An 18,360-nucleotide genomic window follows, 5' to 3' on the forward strand; every position below is an offset into this window, starting at 1 on the left:
TGCGGACGCCGTCACCCGGACGGGCACGGCGCCCGGTCGCGGACCATGGTGGAGGTCCGCGACCGGGCGCCGCAACTGGATTACCGGGCGGTCAGCAGACCGAGTCCGAAGGCTTGGGGTTGCCCAGCCCGAACAGCGGGCGCAGCGCGAGCCCGCCGAAGGTCCCGGCGACGGCCATGACGCCCCAGAGCCAGCCGTGCAGGCTGAACGAGGCGATGCCACCGAAGTAGGCGCCGATGTTGCAGCCGAAGGCGATGCGGGCGCCGTACCCCATCATGATCCCGCCGATGACCGCGCCGGCCGCGAGCCGCCAGGGGATCCGGCGGTGCAGCACCCACGAGCCCGCCGCGGCGGACGCGACCAGGGCGCCGAGGATGATGCCGAGGTCCATCACGGAGGTCTTCTCCACGAGGACGCCGGCCTGGTACTTCGCGAGGTTCGCCGGGTCGGACCAGAAGCCCCACGAGAGCACGTCGACCCCGACCGCGTCGAGGATCTTCGAGCCCCACAGCGAGAACGCGAACGTGATGCCCCACGCCCCGCCCGAGACCAGCAGTGTGAGGGCGTTGAGACCGGCGAGCAGCAGCGCGCCGACCCACAGCGGCCAGGACCCGCGTACGGCGCGTGCCGCCCCGGTCGCGACCGGCGGCTGCTGGACGGGCGGCACGGACCGGCCGCGGGCGAGCAGGTAGGTCAGCCCGACGACCACGGCCATCACCGCCAGCGAGATCGCCCACGCCCCCAGGTAGCCGCCGCCGACGTCGGTCAGCGACACCGGGGCGTGGCTGGGGAGGTCCTCGGTCCACCACGGGAAGTGCAGCGCGCCGATCGTCGAGCCGACGACGAAGCCCGCGAGGGTCAGCACGATGGCGGTCTGGCCCGAGCCGATGGCGAACAGGGTGCCGGAGGCGCACGATCCGCCCAGCTGCATCCCGACGCCGAAGAGGAACGACCCGACGAACAGGCCGAAGCCGATCGGGGCCAGGCTCGGCGCGGGCACGGCGTCGCCGATCGCGGCGCCCGTGGCGAGGATCGGCGCGAACAGCGTGCACGCGACGGCGAGCATCAGCATGTGCGCGCGCAGGGCCTTGCCCTGGCGCACCGCCACGAGCTGGCGCCAGGCGGAGGTGAACCCGAAGCGGCTGTGGAAGAGCACGAAGCCCAGGGCCAGGCCGATCGCGAAGAGCGCGGTCGGCACGCCGCCGGAGCGGGTCCAGATGACGCCGCCCAGGACGAGGGCCGCGAGCAGGCCGCCGACCACGAGGCCGGCCTGGGCCGGGGGCGCCTGGGCCGGCGGGGGGCCCGGCGGGACGGCGCGGGGGCCGTCGGCCGCAGCGCTGCGGGGTCCGGGTCGTTGCAGGATGGACATGGTCGCCTTCCGGTCGCGGGCACGGACCTGGCACAACCAGACCGACCCCCGTGCCTGTTCCCGTGCTGTTCCCGTTCCTGTTCCCGGGCCCGTCAGCGGCGTGGGGGTTACGGTTCGCGCGTGCCACGACCACGCCGCCTCCTCCCGGGCCTCCTCGCCGCTGCGCTCGTCCTCGGCGGCACGTCCGCCTCGTCCGGGCTCGCCGGGACCTCCGGGCGGGCCGCCGGGCCCGCGACACCCGGGGCGGCCGGGATCGGCGACCCCTACTTCCCCCGGGACGGCAACGGCGGCATCGACGTCCGGCGCTACGACGTGGACGTCGCGTACGACTTCGCCACCGGCCGGCTGCGGGGCACCACCCGCCTGCGGCTCCGCGCGACCCAGCACCTCTCGCGGTTCAACCTCGACCTGCTCCTGCCGGTGCAGGAGGTCAGGGTCGGCGGACGGCCCGCCCGCTGGTCGCGACCGGACCGTCACGAGCTGCGGGTCACCCCGGCCAGGCCGGTGGCCCGCGGCGACGTCGTGACGGTCCTCGCGCGGTACGCCGGGCACCCCGGGCGCATCGGCTGGCGCGGGGAGCGCAGCTGGCTCGCCGACGACACCGAGGTCGTGGCGATGAACGAGCCGCACATGGCCGCCTGGTGGTTCCCCGCGAACGACCACCCCCGGGACAAGGCGCTCATGGACGTCGAGGTGACCGTCCCGGCCCGCAACCAGGTCGTCGCCAACGGACGGCGGGTCTCGCGCACCGTGCACGGTGCCAACGCGACGACCCGGTGGCGGGCCGACGAGCCGATGGCGCCGTACCTCGCCTTCTTCGCGGCCGGACGCTTCGAGGTCGACCGCGGCAGCCGCGACGGGCTGCCCTGGTACGTCGCGGTGTCCAAGCAGGTCCCGCCCGCGGCGCGCAGGCGGTCGATGGACCTGATGCGACGCACGCCTGCGGTCGTGGCGTGGACCGAGGAGCAGCTGGGCGCCTACCCCTTCAGCACGACCGGCGGGCTGACGACCGGGCTGCAGCCGGGCTTCGCGCTGGAGAACCAGTCGCGTCCGACGTACCCGGTCATGGGCAGGGCCTACGGCGAGACGATCCTCGTCCACGAGATCGCCCACCAGTGGTTCGGCGACTCGGTGTCGGTGCGCGGGTGGCGCGACATCTGGCTCAACGAGGGCGCCGCGACGTTCATGGAGGCGCGGTACGCCGAGACGCACGGCGGCCCGTCCGCGCAGCGCGCGCTGCAGCGCGACCACGCCGCGGTCTCCGGCTCGCGGGAGTTCTGGGACCTGCGGATCGACGACCCCGGACCGGACCGGATCTTCGACGCACCGGTCTACCAGCGCGGGGGGATGGCGATGCAGGCGCTGCGCCATCGGATCGGCGAGACCGACTTCTGGACCCTGCTGCGCACCTGGCTCGGCACGCGCCGGGGCGGGAACGGCTCGAGCCCGCAGTTCGAGGCGCTCGCGGCCGAGGTGAGCGGCGAGGACCTCGACGGCTTCTTCGAGGCCTGGCTGCGCGCGGACGAGCCGCCGGCGCGCACGGCTGCGAACGGGCTGGTCTGATGGGCCCGGTGCCCGACGGGGAGCGCCGGGAGCTGCTCGTCCCGCTGCTGGAGTTCGCGGGACGGTCGCGGCTCGAGCGCGGTTTCGGCCACCTGCGCCGCGACGGCACGGTCGACTCCGCCCGCGGTCTCGAGCTGTGGGTCAACGCCCGGATGACCTACGTCTTCGCGCTCGCCTCGCTGCTCGGGGTGGAGCACGCCTCCGACCAGGCCCGCCACGGCGTCGACGCGCTGACCGGGCTCTTCGAGGACCGCGTCCACGGCGGCTGGTGGAGCACCGTGGACGACGCCGGCCGGCCGGGGAGCGCGACCAAGTCCTGCTACGACCACGCCTTCGTGGTCCTCGCCGGTGCGACCGCGACCGTCGCCGACGTGCCGGGCGCCGCGGCGCTCCTCGAGCGCGCGCTGCGCGTGCACGAGGAGCGGTTCTGGGAGGAGCCGCTCGGCCGGTGCATGGACCAGCGGGCGGGGGACTGGTCGACGACCGAGGACTACCGGGGCGCCAACAGCAACATGCACACGGTCGAGGCCTACCTCGTCGCCGCCGACGCCACCGGCGACGCGGTCTGGCGCGACCGCGCCCTGCGCATCGCCGAGCACCTCGTGCACCGGGTCGCCCGGGAGCACGACTGGCGGGTCGTGGAGCACTTCGACGGCGACTGGCGTCCGCTGCCCGAGCACTCCCGCGACCGTCCGGCGGACCCGTTCCGTCCGTACGGCGCGACGCCGGGCCACGGCCTGGAGTGGGCGCGGCTGCTCCTGCACCTCCGTGCCGCGCACTCGCTCGCCGGCGAGGCGTCCCCGGACTGGTTGCTCGAGGCCGCGGTCGGACTGGTCGAGCGGGCCGCTGCCGACTGCGACGAGGGCCGTACCGGCTTCCCGTACACCACCGACTGGGACGGCACGCCCGTCGTCGACCAACGCTTCCACTGGGTGCACTGCGAGGCCGTGCTGGCCGCCCGCGCCCTCGCCTCGGCGACGGGGGAGCAGCGGTACGCCGACCTGGCCGACCGCTGGTGGACCTTCACCCGCGAGCACTTCGTCGAGGCCGACGGCTCCTGGCTGCACGAGCTCGACGCCGGCCTCGCCCCGGCCGGGGTCACCTGGCCGGGCAAGCCGGACGCCTACCACGCCTTCAACGCCCTCCTGCTCCCGTCGCTCCCGCTCGCCCCCTCCGCCGCCGTCGCCCTCCGGTCGGCCGACTGAGGCCCGCCGCCCTGTTGGTCGAGCGAGCGCTGGCGAGCGTCGTCGAGACCGCGCCCGCTGGTCGAGCAGCGAGCCCTGGCGAGCGTCGCCGAGACCGCGCGCCTGCTGGTCGAGCAGCGAGCGCGAGCGAGCGTCGTCGAGACCCGGTGAGGTGCGCAGGGCGTCGGGGTGGTCGTCGGGCCGGCCTCCTGCTGGTCGAGCAGCGAGCGCTGGCGAGCGTCGTCGAGACCCGGTGAGGGTGGTTACGGGCAACGAGTGGCTCGGGGGTCTCGACGACGTTCGGCGCTGGGGCGCCACTCTGCTCGACCATCAGCATGGACCGGCGGGTTCGGCCTACGTCCTGCGGTGGAAGGCGACCTTTCCTCCGGGCAGGTGGGTGGTCTCGTAGGCCGGGTCGTGGATCCGGGCGTGGTGTCTCGGGCAGAGTTTGCGGGCGTTGACCAGGTCGGTGGCACCACCACTCGACCACGGTTGGTCGTGGTGGGCGTGGCAGAGGTGGGCGGGCCAGTCGCAGCCTTCTGCGGTGCATGTCGGTTGGGTCAGGTTCAGCGCCCGCCGCTGAGAGCCGGAGAGGAGGCGGGTGGTGCGCCCCAGGTCGAGCAGCTCGGACTGAGTGCCGAGGACGGCGGGGATGAGTCCTGCTTCGCAGGCGAGCCGTCGTGCGGTGGCTGCGGAGATGGTGCTGCCGTCGTCGAGGACGCCTGGTGCGAGGCCGCCCGTGAGCGAGGCGATGTCCATGGTGATGACGACGGTGGCGTTGAGGCCGCCGAGCTTGGGGATCGAGGCGGTGGGGAGGCGTTCGAGGAGCTCGCAGAACGCGTCGCCCATCCGTTCCGGTGACGGGCGGCGCTCCATCGGCTCGGCGGCAGCGCGGTCCTGGGTGGCGGCTTGGTGCTTCGGAGCCGCGAAGGCGAGGAGGGTCTTCTTCAGCATCGCCCCGTTCAGCTCGGGGATCTTGAACTTCCCGACCACCGACCCGCGTCCGTCGGGGCTCATCGTCAGCCAAGCGGTCTCCCGGGCGAGGCGCTCCTCGGCTTCGAGGGCCTTGGCGTCGCGTGCTTCACCGATCTCGGGTGCGACGACGGTGAGGACGTGCTTGGCCAGGATGCGTAGCGCCTTGGGGTCACGGTGCCGCGCCTCGGCCAGGAGGTGCTGCTCGGCGCGGAGCGGGATGGTCGGGTCGTCGAGGTCGGTAGGGAGCCCGTCGAGGCACTCGGTGATCACGCGTGCGTGGTCGACCGACACATCGCCCTCCGCGAAAGCGGTGGCCGTCGGGCTGTGGCGGTCCAGCGACTCGGCCAGCCGCATGCGGTGCTTCGCGGCGGGTCGGGTCTGGCGGGTCTCGGTCGCCCACCAGGCGGCGGTGTCGGTGGCACCGACCCGTTCGCCGGCGTGCCGGCGGTCGGCCTCGGCGGCGAGGCGGAGCTCGAGAGCCTCGGCCTGTGCGCGCAGCTTCGCGGCTTCGCTGAGCGTGTCGGTGACGTCGTCGTCCGACATCGACCACAGGTGGACCTCGGCGGCCGACCGCATCTGCTTTCGCGACTTCGCGACAGCGCGGCACACCACGTGCGCGCTGCGTCGGGAGTCCTTGGCCATGGGTCTACTCAAGCACCGACCACCGACAGTCGTGGTCCTGTTTCCCCAGGTCAGACCACATCGTGGACTACGGGTTCAGGGACTAGTTGCCGGCCGACTCGAGTGCCCGAGGCCCTGCGCATGTCACCGGGTCTCGACGACGCCTCGCCGGGGCTCGGCTGCTCGACCAGCAGGTCTTGCGCACCTCACCGGGTCTCGACGACGCCTCGCCGGGGCTCGCTGCTCGACCAGCAGACGCCTCGCCGGGGCTCGGCTGCTCGACCAGCAGGTCTTGCGCACCTCACCGGGTCTCGACGACGCCTCGCCAGGGCTCGGCTACTCGACCAGCGGTCAGCCGAGGAGGGGAGCGGTGGCGCGGGCGACGAGGCTGGGGCGGCCGGTGAGGGCCTCCTCGGCGTCGGCGAGCCGGGTGGCGCGCAGGCCGAGGTTGATGCCCAGCCAGCGCAGGGGCTCGCGCTCCCAGGCCGGCGAGCGGTGGTCGACCCACGGCAGGCGGACGAGGCCGGTGTCGTGCCCGAGGACGAGGTCGCGGAGGGTGCGGCCGGCGAGGTTCGTGGTCGCGACCCCGTCGCCGACGTACCCGCCCGCCCAGGCGAGCCCGGTGCTCCGGTCGAGCCCGACGGAGGCGCACCAGTCGCGGGGGATGCCCAGAGGTCCGCCCCAGGCGTGCGTGACCCGCGTGCCGGCCAGCACCGGGAACATCTCGGTGAGGGTCGCGTAGAGCCCCGCGAAGACCCGCTCGTCCCGGTCGAACGCCGGGCGCACCCGCGAGCCGAGGTGGTACGGCGCGCCGCGGCCGCCGAAGGCCAGCCGGTCGTCGGAAGTCCGCTGGCCGTAGATCACCAGGTGCCGGTGGTCGCTGAACGTCTCGCGCCGCGCCAGGCCGATCTCGTCCCACACCTCGGCGGGCAACGGCTCGGTCGCGATCATCAGGGAGTAGACCGGGACGACCGCGCGCCGCAGGCCCGGGAGGGTCGGGGTGAAGCCTTCGGTGGCGCGCACGACCACGTCGGCCCGGACGTCCCCGTGCTCGGTGCGGGCTACTCCCGGCTCGATCGCGGTCACGCGGGTCTGCTCGTGGATGGTCACGCCGTGCCGCTCGCACGCCTCGGCCAGCCCCCGGGCCAGGCGGAGCGGGTGGACGGCGGCGCAGTCGGGGGTGTACGTCGCACCGAGCGTGCCGCCGGCGCGGAGGACCCGGTCGGCCTCGGCGGCGCCCAGCAGGCGCAGGTCGTCCTCGCCGCGCCCCCAGCGGCGGGCGTCGGCGACCTCGTCCCGGGCACGCGTCCACTGCGCGCGGCTGCGGGCGAGCACGACGGTGCCGCCCTTGGCCAGGTGGCAGTCGATGCCCTCCGCGGCGGTCGTGCGGGCGACCTCGTCGACGGTCTCCCGCATCGCCCGGTGCTGGGCGAGGGCGGCGTCGCGGCCGGCCGTCGCGGCCAGCGAGGGCAGCGAGGCGGGGAACAGCGCCGAGCACCAGCCGCCGTTGCGCCCCGACGCGCCGTGCCCGACCCGCTCGGCCTCGAGCACCACGATGCGCAGGGAGGGATCGGCCACGGCGAGGGAGTACGCCGTCCACAACCCGGTGTAGCCGCCGCCGACGACCGCCACGTCGGCGTCGCGGCCGCCCGGGAGGGGCGGTCGCGCGGGAGCCGGCGGAGCGGTGTCCTGCCACAGCGAGGCGGTCAGCGGACACCCCAGGAGTAGGTCTGCTTGCGCAGGCTGAGGTACATGAACGTCTCGGTCGCCACGACGCCGTCGATCGCGCGGATCCGGTGGGAGAGCAGGTCCAGGAGGTGCTCGTCGCTCTCGCACACGACCTCGACGAGCAGGTCGAACGAGCCAGCGGTGACCACCACGTAGTCCACCTCGTCGAGGGCCGCGAGCGCGTCGGCCACCGCGTCCAAGGGCCCCTGCACCTTGATGCCGACCATCGCTTGGCGGGCGAACCCGAGCTCGAGCGGGTCGGTGACCGCGACGACCTGCATCACCCCGCCGTCGACGAGGCGCTGCACCCGTTGCCGGACCGCGGCCTCGGAGAGCCCAACGACCTTGCCGATCGCGGCGTAGGACCGGCGCCCGTCCTGCTGGAGCTGCTCGATGATCGCCTTGGAGACCTCGTCGAGCGCCATGGGGGCTCGGTCCTGCTTGCGACTCATGGGCGGCACTCTCCCACGGGGGCGTGGTCCTGGCGAGCGCGGACCGCCGGTCGGAGGGGTGCCGGACGAGCGATTTCGTTGCGAACAGGTTTCGTGTCGACGGTTTCCCTTGCCGGTGACGGTCACCGGTGGCACGATCCGGAGCACGCCAGCCACGGAGCGCTGCGGCCGGCCGGGCCGCGGAGGGGAGCGGAGCCGGATGACACCGCGAACACCCACCGGCCCGTCGGCTGCCCGGGGGGCGCTGACCTCCCGACGTACCGTCCTGCGAGGCCTGGGGGGCCTCGTGGTGGCGGGCGCCAGCGTCGGCGTCCTGCCGCTGTTCGGCCAGGACGGTGCGCAGCAGGACCCGGCGAAGTGCCGGGCAACGGACCGGTCGGAGGACGACGGCCTGCTCGTGGTGTCGAACTGGCCGGGCTACATCGACCCGCGCCGCGACGCCGGGAACACCCGCGAGCTCTACGAGGAGCGGACCGGCGTCACGGTCCGCTACACCGACGACGTCAACGACAACGCCGAGTTCTACGCCAAGGTCAAGAACCAGCTCAGCAGCTGCGAGCCGGTCGGTCGCGACCTGATGATGCTCACCGACTGGATGGCCGCGCGGATGATCAGCCTCGGCTGGGTGCAGCCGATCGACCGGCGGGCGGTGCCGAACCTGCACGCCAACCTGATCGAGCCGCTGCGCGGCGTCGCCTGGGACCCCGACCTCCAGTTCCACGCGCCCTGGCAGACCGGGCTGACCGGCGTCGCCTACAACGCCGCCAAGACCGGCGAGATCGGCAGCTTCGCCGAGCTGCTCGACAACCCCGAGCTCAAGGGGCGCGTCACGCTGCTCTCGGAGATGCGCGACACGATGGCGTTCGCGCTGAAGATCGTCGGCGCCGACCCCGAGGACTTCACCCAGGACGAGTGGGACGACGCCGTGGACCGGCTGCGCAAGGCCGTCAGCGACGGCCAGGTGCGCGCCTTCACGGGGAACGAGTACATCCAGGACCTGGCCGCGGGCAACATCGTCGCCTGCGAGGCGTGGTCCGGCGACGTCATCCAGCTCCAGTTCGAGAACCCCGACATCAAGTTCGTCGCGCCCGAGGAGGGCCTGGCGCTGTGGAGCGACAACATGCTCGTGCCCAACGGCGCCGAGCACCAGGCGAACGCCGAGGCCTGGATCGACCACTTCTACGACCCGGCCGTCGCCGCGCGCCTCGCCGCCTGGGTGAACTACATCTGCCCCGTCGAGGGGGCGCGCGAGGAGATGGAGAAGATCGACGGCTCGCTGGTCGACAACACCCTGATCTTCCCCGACGAGGAGATGCTCGCCCGCACCTTCGCCTTCATGCCGCTGGACGACCGGCAGGCGACGGCCTACGAAAGGGACTGGTCCGATGTCACAGGTGGCTGAGAACCCCGCGAGCCGGACGACCCCGGGCGACCACGGCGACGACGCGCCGTACGACGGGCTCCGGCTTCGCCAGGTGACCAAGAGGTTCGCCGGCTTCACCGCGGTCCGCGACCTCGACCTCGACGTCCCGCGCGGGTCGTTCTTCGCGCTGCTCGGGCCGTCGGGGTGCGGCAAGACCACCACGCTGCGGATGGTCGCCGGCCTCGAGACGCCGACCTCGGGGACGATCACCCTGGCCGGCCAGGACATCACCTACGCCAAGCCCTACCGCCGCCCGGTCAACACGGTCTTCCAGAGCTACGCGCTCTTCCCGCACCTCGACATCTTCGAGAACGTCGCGTTCGGCCTGCGCCGGCGCAAGGAGAAGGACGTCGACACCCGGGTCCGCGAGATGCTCGAGCTGGTCGAGCTGACCTCGCAGGCCCGCAAGCGGCCCGCCCAGCTCTCCGGCGGCCAGCAGCAGCGGGTCGCGCTGGCGCGGGCCCTGATCAACAGCCCCGAGGTCCTGCTGCTCGACGAGCCGCTCGGCGCGCTCGACCTCAAGCTGCGCCGGTCGATGCAGATCGAGGTCAAGCGGATCCAGGTCGAGGTGGGCCGGACGTTCGTCCACGTGACCCACGACCAGGAGGAGGCGATGACGATGGCCGACACCGTGGCGGTGATGAACGGCGGCGTCATCGAGCAGATGGGCGCGCCGGCCGAGCTGTACGAGAACCCGCGCAGCACCTTCGTCGCCAACTTCCTGGGCCAGTCCAACCTCATCGAGGGGCGGGTACGCCGCCGGGCCGGCGACGTGGCCACCGTCGACATGCAGGGGATCGAGGTGTCGGTGCCGACCGCGCGGGTGCACACCGGCTCCGACGCCGGCTGGGTCGGCATCCGGCCCGAGAAGGTGCTCATCGGCCGGCCCGGCGAGGAGCTCGACGCGCCGGGCAACACCATCCCCGGCGGCGTCGTCAGCGACGTCAGCTTCGTCGGCGTCAGCACGCAGTACCTCGTCCGGATGCCGTGGGGCCAGGAGCTGCAGGTCTTCTCGCAGAACACCGGCCGCACCCGCCTCTTCCGGCAGGGCGAGCCCGTCGAGCTGTCCTGGCGCCCGGAGTACGCGTTCCTCCTCGACCGCAGCCAGGCCGCCGACGCCGGCGCCGCCGAGCGGGCGGGGGCCTGAGTGACGAGCACCGCGGGGGTCGCCCCGCTCGCCGAGACCGACGTCGCGCCGGAGACCCCCGCCGAGACCGGCCGCCGCCGCGGGCGCACCGGCTACCTGCTGCTCCTGCCCGGCCTGCTGTGGCTGGCGCTCTTCTTCGTCGTGCCGTTCTACTCCCTGGTCGCGACCAGCCTCTACGACCCGGCCGGCTCGGACTTCCGCGGCTACGAGATGACGTGGGCGTTCGGGAACTACGTCGACGCCCTCCAGGAGTACTGGCGGCCGATGCTCCGCTCGCTGTGGTACGGCGGCCTCGCGACGCTGTTCTGCCTGGTGCTCGGCTACGTGCTGGCCTACGCCATCGCCTTCAAGGCGGGGCGGTGGAAGAACCTGATGCTGGTGCTCGTCGTCGCGCCGTTCTTCACCAGCTTCCTGGTGCGCACGCTGTCGTGGAAGCTGATCCTGGCCGACGACGGCTGGATCGTCGACGGCCTCCAGCTGCTGCACGTGCTCGGCGACGACGGCCGCCTGCTTGCCACCCCGGTCGCCGTCGTGGCGGGGCTGACGTACAACTTCCTGCCGTTCATGGTGCTGCCGCTCTACGCCAGCCTCGACAAGATCGACCCGCGGCTCGTGGAGGCCTCCAGCGACCTCTACGCCCACCCGGCCGTCGGCTTCTTCAAGGTGACCTGGCCGCTCTCCTTGCCGGGGGTGGTGTCCGGCACGCTGCTCACCTTCATCCCGGCCTCCGGCGACTACATCAACGCCGAGCTGCTCGGCTCGCCGAACCAGCGCATGGTCGGCGGCGTCATCCAGAGCCTGTTCACCGACGCCAACGACTACCCGGCCGCCGCCGCGCTGTCGATGGTGCTGATGGTGCTGATCGTCGTGATGGTGCTCGTCTACGTCCGCCGCGCCGGCACCGAGGAGCTGCTGTGAGCGCCCCCGTCCGCTGGCTGCGCGAGCACCTGGTGCTGGTCCTCGGCCTGCTGGTGCTGGCCTACACGTTCGTGCCGATCGCGGTCGTCGTCCTGATGAGCTTCAACGAGCCGGCCAGCCGCAACGTCTACGCCTTCGGCTCCTTCACCCTCGACAACTGGGCGAACCCGTGCGCGGACCCGAGCATGTGCGACGCGCTGGTCCGCAGCGTCGAGATCGGGGCGCTCTCGACGCTGGTCGCCACGGTGCTGGGCACGCTGGCGGCGTTCGCGCTCGTGCGCCACGACTTCGCCGGCCGCTCGGCCACCAACCTGCTGGTGTTCCTGCCCATGGCGGCCCCGGAGATCGTGCTGGGGTCCTCGCTGCTGGCGCTCTTCGTGGCGACCGGGTTCAGCGGGCAGCTGGGCTTCTGGACCATCTTCGTGGCCCACGTGATGTTCTGCCTGTCGTTCGTGGTCGTGGCGGTGCGCGCACGGCTCGCCGGCATGGACGACCACCTCGAGCAGGCGGCGATGGACCTGTACGCCACCCCGGCCCAGACGTTCTGGCGGGTGACGTTCCCGCTCGTCTTCCCGGGCATCCTCGGCGCGGCGCTGCTGAGCTTCTCGCTGTCCTTCGACGACTTCATCATCACCAACCTCAACGCCGGCACCACCACGACGTTCCCGATGTACGTCTGGGGCGTCGCCCAGCGCGGCGTGCCGATGCAGGTCAACGTCATCGGCGCGGTGATGTTCCTGGTCTCGGTCGTCGTCGTGGTCCTGGGCGAGGTCGGCAACTGCCGCCGGGTCCGCGCCCGCACCTGAGCCTGGACCGCCTCGTGATGCCCAGCGAGCGCTCCGGCGCGCGCTGGGCATCACGAGGCGGGGTCAGAGGAGCGAGGAGGCCTTGTCCAGGACGACGCGGAGGACCTGCTCCATCTCCGCGAAGTGCTCGGGGCCGCAGATGAGCGGGGGAGCGAGCTGGACGACCGGGTCGCCGCGGTCGTCGGCGCGGCAGTAGAGACCCTCGGCGTAGAGCTGCTTGGAGACGAAGCCGTAGAGGATCCGCTCGGACTCCTCGGCGGTGAAGGACTCCTTGGTCGCCTTGTCCTTGACCAGCTCGATCCCGTAGAAGTACCCGTCGCCGCGGACGTCGCCGACGATCGGCAGGTCGAGCAGCCGCTCGAGGATCGCGCGGCACTCCGCCTCGTTGTCGCGGACGTTCTCCAGGACGCGCTCCTCCTCGAACAGCTGGAGGTTGCGCAGCCCGACCGCGGTGGAGACCGGGTGGCCGCCGAAGGTGTAGCCGTGGGCGAACATCGCCTTCTCCTCGAGGAACGGCTCCATCAGCCGGTCCGAGGCGATCATCGCGCCGAGCGGGGCGTAGCCGGACGTGATGCCCTTCGCGCAGGTGATGATGTCGGGCTGGTAGCCGTAGCGCTCGGCGCCGAACATGTGCCCGAGGCGCCCGAAGGCGCAGATCACCTCGTCGGAGACCAGCAGCACGTCGTACTCGTCGCAGATCTCGCGCACCCGCTGGAAGTAGCCCGGCGGGGGCGGGAAGCAGCCGCCGGCGTTCTGCACCGGCTCGAGGAAGACGGCCGCGACCGTGTCGGGGCCCTCGTTCTCGATCGCGACCGCGATCTGGTCGGCCGCCCAGCGGCCGAACGCCTCGGGGTCGGAGCCGTCGAGGAACCCGGAGGTGATCTCGTCGGCGCGGTAGGCGTTGGTGTTCGGCACCCGGAACGTCGAGGGCACGAGCGGCTCGAACTGCTGCTTGAGCAGCGGGAGGCCGGTGATGGACAGCGCGCCCTGGGTCGTGCCGTGGTAGGCGATCGACCGGCTGACCACCTTGTGCTTCATCGGCCGGCCGGTGAGCTTGAAGTAGTTCTTCGCCAGCTTCCACGCCGTCTCGACGGCCTCGCCACCGCCGCTGGTGAAGAAGACGCGGTTGAGGTCGCCCGGTGCGTACGACGCCACCTTGGCGGCCAGCTCGATGGCCGGCGGGTGGGCGTAGGACCACAGCGGCATGAAGGCCAGCTCCTTGGCCTGCGCGGCGGCGGCCTCGGCCAGCTCGGTGCGCCCGTGGCCGAGCTGGGAGACGAACAGGCCGGCCAGGCCGTCGAGGTAGCGCTTCCCGGTCGCGTCCCACAGGTAGGCGCCCTCGCCGCGCACCATGACGGGCACGTCGCCCTGGGCGTAGGCGTCGTGGCGGGAGAAGTGCAGCCACAGGTGGTCCTTGGCGGCCTGCTGCAGGTGGTCGTAGTCCGGGTGCATGGGTCCATGGTGCGCGCCCTGACCCCCGGCGAGCAAGACCGCGACGAGGGAATCCGCATGTGTCGCCCATGTTTCACGACGAAATCCGTGGACAAGTGCCGTTCAGACCTCCCCAATCGCGTGCCCGATCACTAGGGTCGGGCCATGGCTGAGCAGACGTTCCGCAATGTCGTCGACGGGAAGGCCGTCGACTCCGCCTCCGGCGAGACCTACGAGGTGATCGACCCGAGCACGGGCGAGGTCTACGCCACCGCGCCGCGGTCGGGCGCCGAGGACGTCGACCGCGCGTACGCCGCCGCGAGCCGGGCCTTCGACGGCTGGGGGAGCACGACGCCCCAGGAGCGCTCGCTCGCCCTGCTGCGGATCGCCGACGCGCTCGAGGCGCGCACCGAGGAGTTCGTGGCCGCGGAGTGCCGCGACACCGGCAAGCCCCTCCACCTGACCACCAGCGAGGAGATGCCGCCGACCGTCGACCACTTCCGCTTCTTCGCCGGCGCCTGCCGTGTGCTGGAGGGCAAGTCCGCGGGGGAGTACCTCCCCGACCACACCTCCTTCGTCCGCCGCGAGCCGATCGGCGTGGTCGGGCAGGTGACGCCCTGGAACTACCCGCTGCCGATGATGGTCTGGAAGATCGCGCCCGCGCTCGCCGCCGGCAACACCGTCGTCCTCAAGCCCTCGGACACCACCCCGGCGACCTCGACGATGCTCGCCGAGCTGGCCCAGGAGTTCCTGCCGCCCGGAGTGCTGAACGTCGTGTGCGGCGACCGGGAGACCGGCCGTGCGCTGGTCGCCCACCCGACGCCGCAGATGGTGGCGATCACCGGCTCCGTGCGCGCCGGGATGGAGGTCGCCGGCTCCGCGGCCACCGACCTCAAGCGGGTCCACCTCGAGCTGGGTGGCAAGGCGCCCGTGATCGTCTTCGACGACGCCGACGTGGGACGGGCCGCCGCCGCGATCGCCGAGGCCGGCTACTTCAACGCCGGCCAGGACTGCACCGCCGCCACCCGCGTGCTGGCCGGCCCGGGCGTCCACGACGACTTCGTGGCCGCGCTCACCGAGCAGGCGCGCAGCACCCGGACCGGCATGCCCGACGACGAGGACGTCCTCTACGGCGCGCTCAACAACGCCGACCAGCTCGCCCGGGTCAGCGCGATGGTCGACCGGCTGCCCGACCACGCCCGGCTCGACGCCGGCGGCCACCGGCAGGGGGAGGCCGGCTACTTCTACGAGCCCACGGTCCTCTCGGGTCTGCGGCAGGACGACGAGCAGGTGCAGCAGGAGATCTTCGGCCCGGTGATCACCGTCCAGCGGTTCGCCGACGAGGCGGAGGCGCTCCGGTGGGCCAACGGGGTGCAGTACGGCCTCGCCTCGAGCGTGTGGACCCGGGACCACGGCACCGCGATGCGGATGTCGCGCGCCCTCGACTTCGGCGTCGTGTGGATCAACACCCACATCCCCTACGTCTCGGAGATGCCGCACGGCGGCTTCAAGCACTCCGGCTACGGCAAGGACCTCTCGATGTACGGCCTCGAGGACTACACCCGCATCAAGCACGTCATGAGCTACCTCGGCTGAGCGCCGCGACACCGACCTCCACACCCAGCCACCACCCACCAGCCACGGGAAAGAGACCCATGCGCATCCTCCTGGTCGGCGCCGGCGGCGTCGGCGCCGCCTTCTGCTCCATCGCGACCCGCCGCGACTTCTTCTCCTCCGTCGTGGTCGCCGACTACTCGCTGGCCTCGGCCGAGCGGGCGGCCGCGGCCGCCGACGACCGGTTCACACCCGCGCAGGTCGACGCGTCCAGCGCGGAGTCGGTCGCGGCGCTGGCCCGCGAGCACCGCGCCACCCACGTCATGAACGCCGTCGACCCGCGCTTCGTGATGCCGGTCTTCGAGGGCGCACGCGCCGCCGGCGCCGACTACCTCGACATGGCGATGTCGCTGTCGCGCCCGCACCCGGACGCGCCGTACGAGCAGACCGGCGTGAAGCTCGGCGACGAGCAGTTCGCCCAGGCGGAGGCCTGGGAGTCCGACGGGCGGCTGGCCCTGGTCGGCATCGGCGTCGAGCCGGGGCTCTCCGACGTCTTCGCGCGGTACGCCGCGGACCACCTGTTCTCCGAGATCGACGAGCTCGGCACCCGCGACGGCGCCAACCTCGCGGTCGAGGGGTACGACTTCGCGCCGTCGTTCTCGATCTGGACGACGATCGAGGAGTGCCTCAACCCGCCGGTGATCTGGGAGGACGGCCGCTGGCGCACGACCGCGCCGTTCTCGGAGCCGGAGGTCTTCGACTTCCCCGAGGGGATCGGGCCGGTCGAGTGCGTGAACGTCGAGCACGAGGAGGTGCTCCTCATGCCGCGCTGGATCGACTGCCGGCGGGCAACGTTCAAGTACGGCCTCGGCAACGAGTTCATCGAGGTGCTCAAGACCCTGCACAAGCTGGGCCTGGACCGCACCGAGAAGGTGCGCGTCGGCGGGGTCGAGGTCAGCCCCCGCGACGTGGTGGCCGCCTGCCTGCCCAACCCCGCCGAGCTCGGCCCGCTGATGACCGGCAAGACCTGCGCCGGGCTGTGGGTCACCGGGCGCGGCACGGACGGGGCGCCGCGGTCGACGTACCTCTACCACGTGGTCGACAACGAGTGGTCGATGCAGGAGTACGGCCACCAGTGCGTGGTCTGGCAGACGGCGGTCAACCCGGTCGTCGCGCTGGAGCTGCTCGCCACCGGGGCCTGGAAGGGGGCCGGCGTGCTCGGCCCAGAGGCCTTCGACGCCGTCCCTTTCCTCGACCTGCTCACGGCCTACGGCAGCCCGTGGGGGATCCAGGAGCTCGACGCCTGAGGGCCCGCCTCCGGGCTCCGGGCGGGCGGCCGGCGAGGGTCAGCTGGCCGACGGGAGGGTGTCGGCGCCGCTGGCCGGCAACGGGTCCACGGCCGGCTGCCCGGCGCGGAGGAAGCGCCCGGTCCGCTCGCGGCCGAGCACCTCGCCCGCGCGGCCGTCGCGCCAGACCGTGCGGCCACCGACCATGACCAGCGGCACGGCGGCGTCGTTGCGGTTGACCATCCGCGAGAGGCCGCCGTACTGCTCGACGGGGCTCTCGGCGTACTCCTCGAGCGAGGCGTCCAGCCGCTCGGGGTCAACGACGACGAGGTCGGCCCGGTCGCCCTCGCGCAGGTGGCCGGCGTCGAGGTCGTACCACTCGGCGAGCTCGCCGGTCAGCCGGTGCACGGCCTGCTCGGTGGTGAGGAACGGCGTGCCGGCCCGCTCGGCGTCGCGCACGTGCTTGAGCAGGCGCAGGCCGAAGTTGTAGAAGGCCATGTTGCGCAGGTGGGCGCCGGCGTCGGAGAACCCCATCTGGATGCTCGGGGTCTGCGCCATCCTCCGCAGCACCTTCGGGCGGTGGTTGGAGATCGTGGTGCGCCAGCGCAGCGCGGTCCCGTGCTCGAGCACGAGGTCGAGGAACGCGTCGACCGGGTGCGCGCCGCCGCGCTCGACGCCGACCTGCCCGAAGGACCTGCCGACCACCGAGGCGTCGGGGCACTCGACGATCTCGGCGTCGAAGAAGTCGCGGTGCCACACCCGCGGGCCGTACTTGGACTCGTAGTCCTTGCGGAAGCGGGCGCGGTACGCCGGGTCGCGCATGAGCTCGTCGCGGGCGAGCTTCTCCTGCAGGTGCAGCGCCGCGGCCCCGGAGCCGAACTCCTCGAAGATCACCAGGTCGATGCCGTCGGCGTAGACCTCGAAGGGCACCGGGAGGTGCTGCCAGCGGAAGTCGGCGCCGAGCCGGTTGACGACCCCGCCGAGCAGCCGCATCAGGTGGATGACGAACGGGATCGCCTTGATGTCGGCGGCGGAGAGCAGGCTGGTCTTCAGCGGGCGGCGGCCGAGGAGGCCGATCGAGCCGAGCGCCTGGGTGACGATCGTGTGCGGGTGGGTGGCGTCCGGTCCGGCCTGCAGCGCGCGGCCGCGCCGGCGCAGGACGTCGCGCAGCCGCTTCATCTCGTGCCGCCGGGCGTACGTCGAGGGCAGCGTGCGCGAGCGGCACAGGTCGCCGTCGAGCTTGTCGAAGAGCAGCTGCTGGGCCGACATGCCGATGAAGCCGGCGTCGAGCGCCTCGGTGAGCATCCCCTCCATCCGGTCCAGCTCGCTGCGCGTGGGCCGGACGTCGTCGCGGGTGGCGCGGTCCAGGCCCATCGTGGCGGTGCGCATGTCGGAGTGCCCGATGAAGCTGGCCAGGTTGGGGCCCAGCGGCAGGGACTCCAGCGCCGCGACGTACTCCTGGGCGGAGCGCCAGGTCCGGTGCGCGCCGACCGAGCGGATCACGTGCTGGCGCGGGATGGCCTCGACGCGGCCGAAGAGGTCGCCGGCGTCGACCGCGTCGACGTGCACCGTCGACAGCGAGCAGGATCCCAGCAGGATCGTCGTCACGCCGTGCCGCAGCGACTCCTCCAGCGCCGGTCCCTCGAGCACCTCGACGTCGTAGTGGGTGTGGATGTCGACCATGCCCGGCATGACCCACCGCCCCGCCGCGTCGACCACCTCGGGGCACCCGGCCTCCTCCAGCGGGACGGCCGAGACCGTCGCGACGCGACCCTCGCGGATCCCGAGGTGGCGCACCGCGGACGGTGCACCCGTCCCGTCGAACCAGCGGCCACCCTTGATGATCGTGTCGTAGGTCACAACCGGATCGAAGCGGCCTTCCCGACGCGCGTCAAGCGGTCGC

The 18,360-nt window shown here is 72.6% G+C and carries 14 protein-coding genes; 8 read left to right on the top strand and 6 right to left on the bottom strand.

The features are described from left to right. Positions 1 to 91: 91 nt before the first annotated feature. Positions 92 to 1,369, bottom strand: coding sequence for a YeeE/YedE family protein (locus AB0N29_RS03630; protein ID WP_302270602.1), 1,278 nt, complete (start codon positions 1,367 to 1,369; stop codon positions 92 to 94). 120 nt (positions 1,370 to 1,489) lie between these two features. On the opposite strand from AB0N29_RS03630, the gene AB0N29_RS03635 reads away from it, so the two are divergent. Beyond that, entirely contained in the window at positions 1,490 to 2,932 is a 1,443-nt protein-coding gene (locus AB0N29_RS03635) for a M1 family metallopeptidase (RefSeq protein ID WP_364864176.1), read from the top strand. Further along, on the top strand, positions 2,932 to 4,137 hold the full coding sequence (locus tag AB0N29_RS03640; RefSeq protein ID WP_364864178.1) for an AGE family epimerase/isomerase: 1,206 nt from the start codon (positions 2,932 to 2,934) through the stop codon (positions 4,135 to 4,137). Before AB0N29_RS03635 ends, AB0N29_RS03640 begins: the two co-directional genes overlap by 1 nt. A 333-nt stretch (positions 4,138 to 4,470) precedes the next feature. Here AB0N29_RS03640 and AB0N29_RS03645 read toward each other — a convergent pair whose 3' ends face one another. The 3 genes from AB0N29_RS03645 to AB0N29_RS03655 form a co-directional block, all read right to left on the bottom strand. Then, the gene (locus tag AB0N29_RS03645; RefSeq protein WP_364864180.1) at positions 4,471 to 5,733 is read right to left on the bottom strand and encodes a DUF222 domain-containing protein; all 1,263 of its coding nucleotides are present in this window, start codon (positions 5,731 to 5,733) and stop codon (positions 4,471 to 4,473) included. A 330-nt stretch (positions 5,734 to 6,063) separates the two neighbouring features. After that, complete coding sequence (locus AB0N29_RS03650) at positions 6,064 to 7,344, bottom strand: FAD-binding oxidoreductase (RefSeq protein ID WP_364864182.1); 1,281 nt, start codon at positions 7,342 to 7,344, stop codon at positions 6,064 to 6,066. A 74-nt stretch (positions 7,345 to 7,418) separates the two neighbouring features. Continuing rightward, complete coding sequence (locus AB0N29_RS03655) at positions 7,419 to 7,892, bottom strand: Lrp/AsnC family transcriptional regulator (protein WP_302270609.1); 474 nt, start codon at positions 7,890 to 7,892, stop codon at positions 7,419 to 7,421. Between the two features lie 289 nt (positions 7,893 to 8,181). Here AB0N29_RS03655 and AB0N29_RS03660 point away from each other — a divergent pair, with 289 nt between their 5' ends. From AB0N29_RS03660 to AB0N29_RS03675, 4 genes are read left to right on the top strand one after another with little or no spacing between them, the layout of a single operon-like run. Beyond that, on the top strand, positions 8,182 to 9,294 hold the full coding sequence (locus tag AB0N29_RS03660; RefSeq protein ID WP_364864185.1) for a spermidine/putrescine ABC transporter substrate-binding protein: 1,113 nt from the start codon (positions 8,182 to 8,184) through the stop codon (positions 9,292 to 9,294). Further along, positions 9,287 to 10,462 (top strand): ABC transporter ATP-binding protein, encoded by a 1,176-nt coding sequence (locus tag AB0N29_RS03665; protein ID WP_364864187.1) that lies wholly within the window; start codon positions 9,287 to 9,289, stop codon positions 10,460 to 10,462. The genes AB0N29_RS03660 and AB0N29_RS03665 overlap by 8 nt, the downstream gene beginning before the upstream one ends. Further along, positions 10,463 to 11,380 (top strand): ABC transporter permease, encoded by a 918-nt coding sequence (locus tag AB0N29_RS03670; RefSeq protein ID WP_302270613.1) that lies wholly within the window; start codon positions 10,463 to 10,465, stop codon positions 11,378 to 11,380. Further along, positions 11,377 to 12,186, top strand: coding sequence for an ABC transporter permease (locus AB0N29_RS03675; RefSeq protein WP_364864189.1), 810 nt, complete (start codon positions 11,377 to 11,379; stop codon positions 12,184 to 12,186). Before AB0N29_RS03670 ends, AB0N29_RS03675 begins: the two co-directional genes overlap by 4 nt. A gap of 63 nt (positions 12,187 to 12,249) precedes the next feature. Here AB0N29_RS03675 and AB0N29_RS03680 read toward each other — a convergent pair whose 3' ends face one another. Then, entirely contained in the window at positions 12,250 to 13,638 is a 1,389-nt protein-coding gene (locus AB0N29_RS03680) for an aspartate aminotransferase family protein (RefSeq protein WP_364864191.1), read from the bottom strand. Between the two features lie 144 nt (positions 13,639 to 13,782). Between AB0N29_RS03680 and AB0N29_RS03685 the strand changes: the two genes are divergently transcribed. Further along, complete coding sequence (locus AB0N29_RS03685) at positions 13,783 to 15,213, top strand: gamma-aminobutyraldehyde dehydrogenase (RefSeq protein ID WP_364864193.1); 1,431 nt, start codon at positions 13,783 to 13,785, stop codon at positions 15,211 to 15,213. 59 nt (positions 15,214 to 15,272) lie between these two features. Continuing rightward, positions 15,273 to 16,478 (top strand): saccharopine dehydrogenase C-terminal domain-containing protein, encoded by a 1,206-nt coding sequence (locus tag AB0N29_RS03690; protein WP_302270617.1) that lies wholly within the window; start codon positions 15,273 to 15,275, stop codon positions 16,476 to 16,478. 39 nt (positions 16,479 to 16,517) lie between these two features. Here the strand turns inward: AB0N29_RS03690 and AB0N29_RS03695 are convergent, their stop codons facing one another. Then, on the bottom strand, positions 16,518 to 18,317 hold the full coding sequence (locus AB0N29_RS03695) for an amidohydrolase family protein (RefSeq protein ID WP_302270618.1): 1,800 nt from the start codon (positions 18,315 to 18,317) through the stop codon (positions 16,518 to 16,520). Positions 18,318 to 18,360: the final 43 nt, after the last annotated feature.

Source organism: Nocardioides sp. NPDC092400 (assembly GCF_040684155.1).
Taxonomy (GTDB): Bacteria; Actinomycetota; Actinomycetes; order Propionibacteriales; family Nocardioidaceae; genus Nocardioides.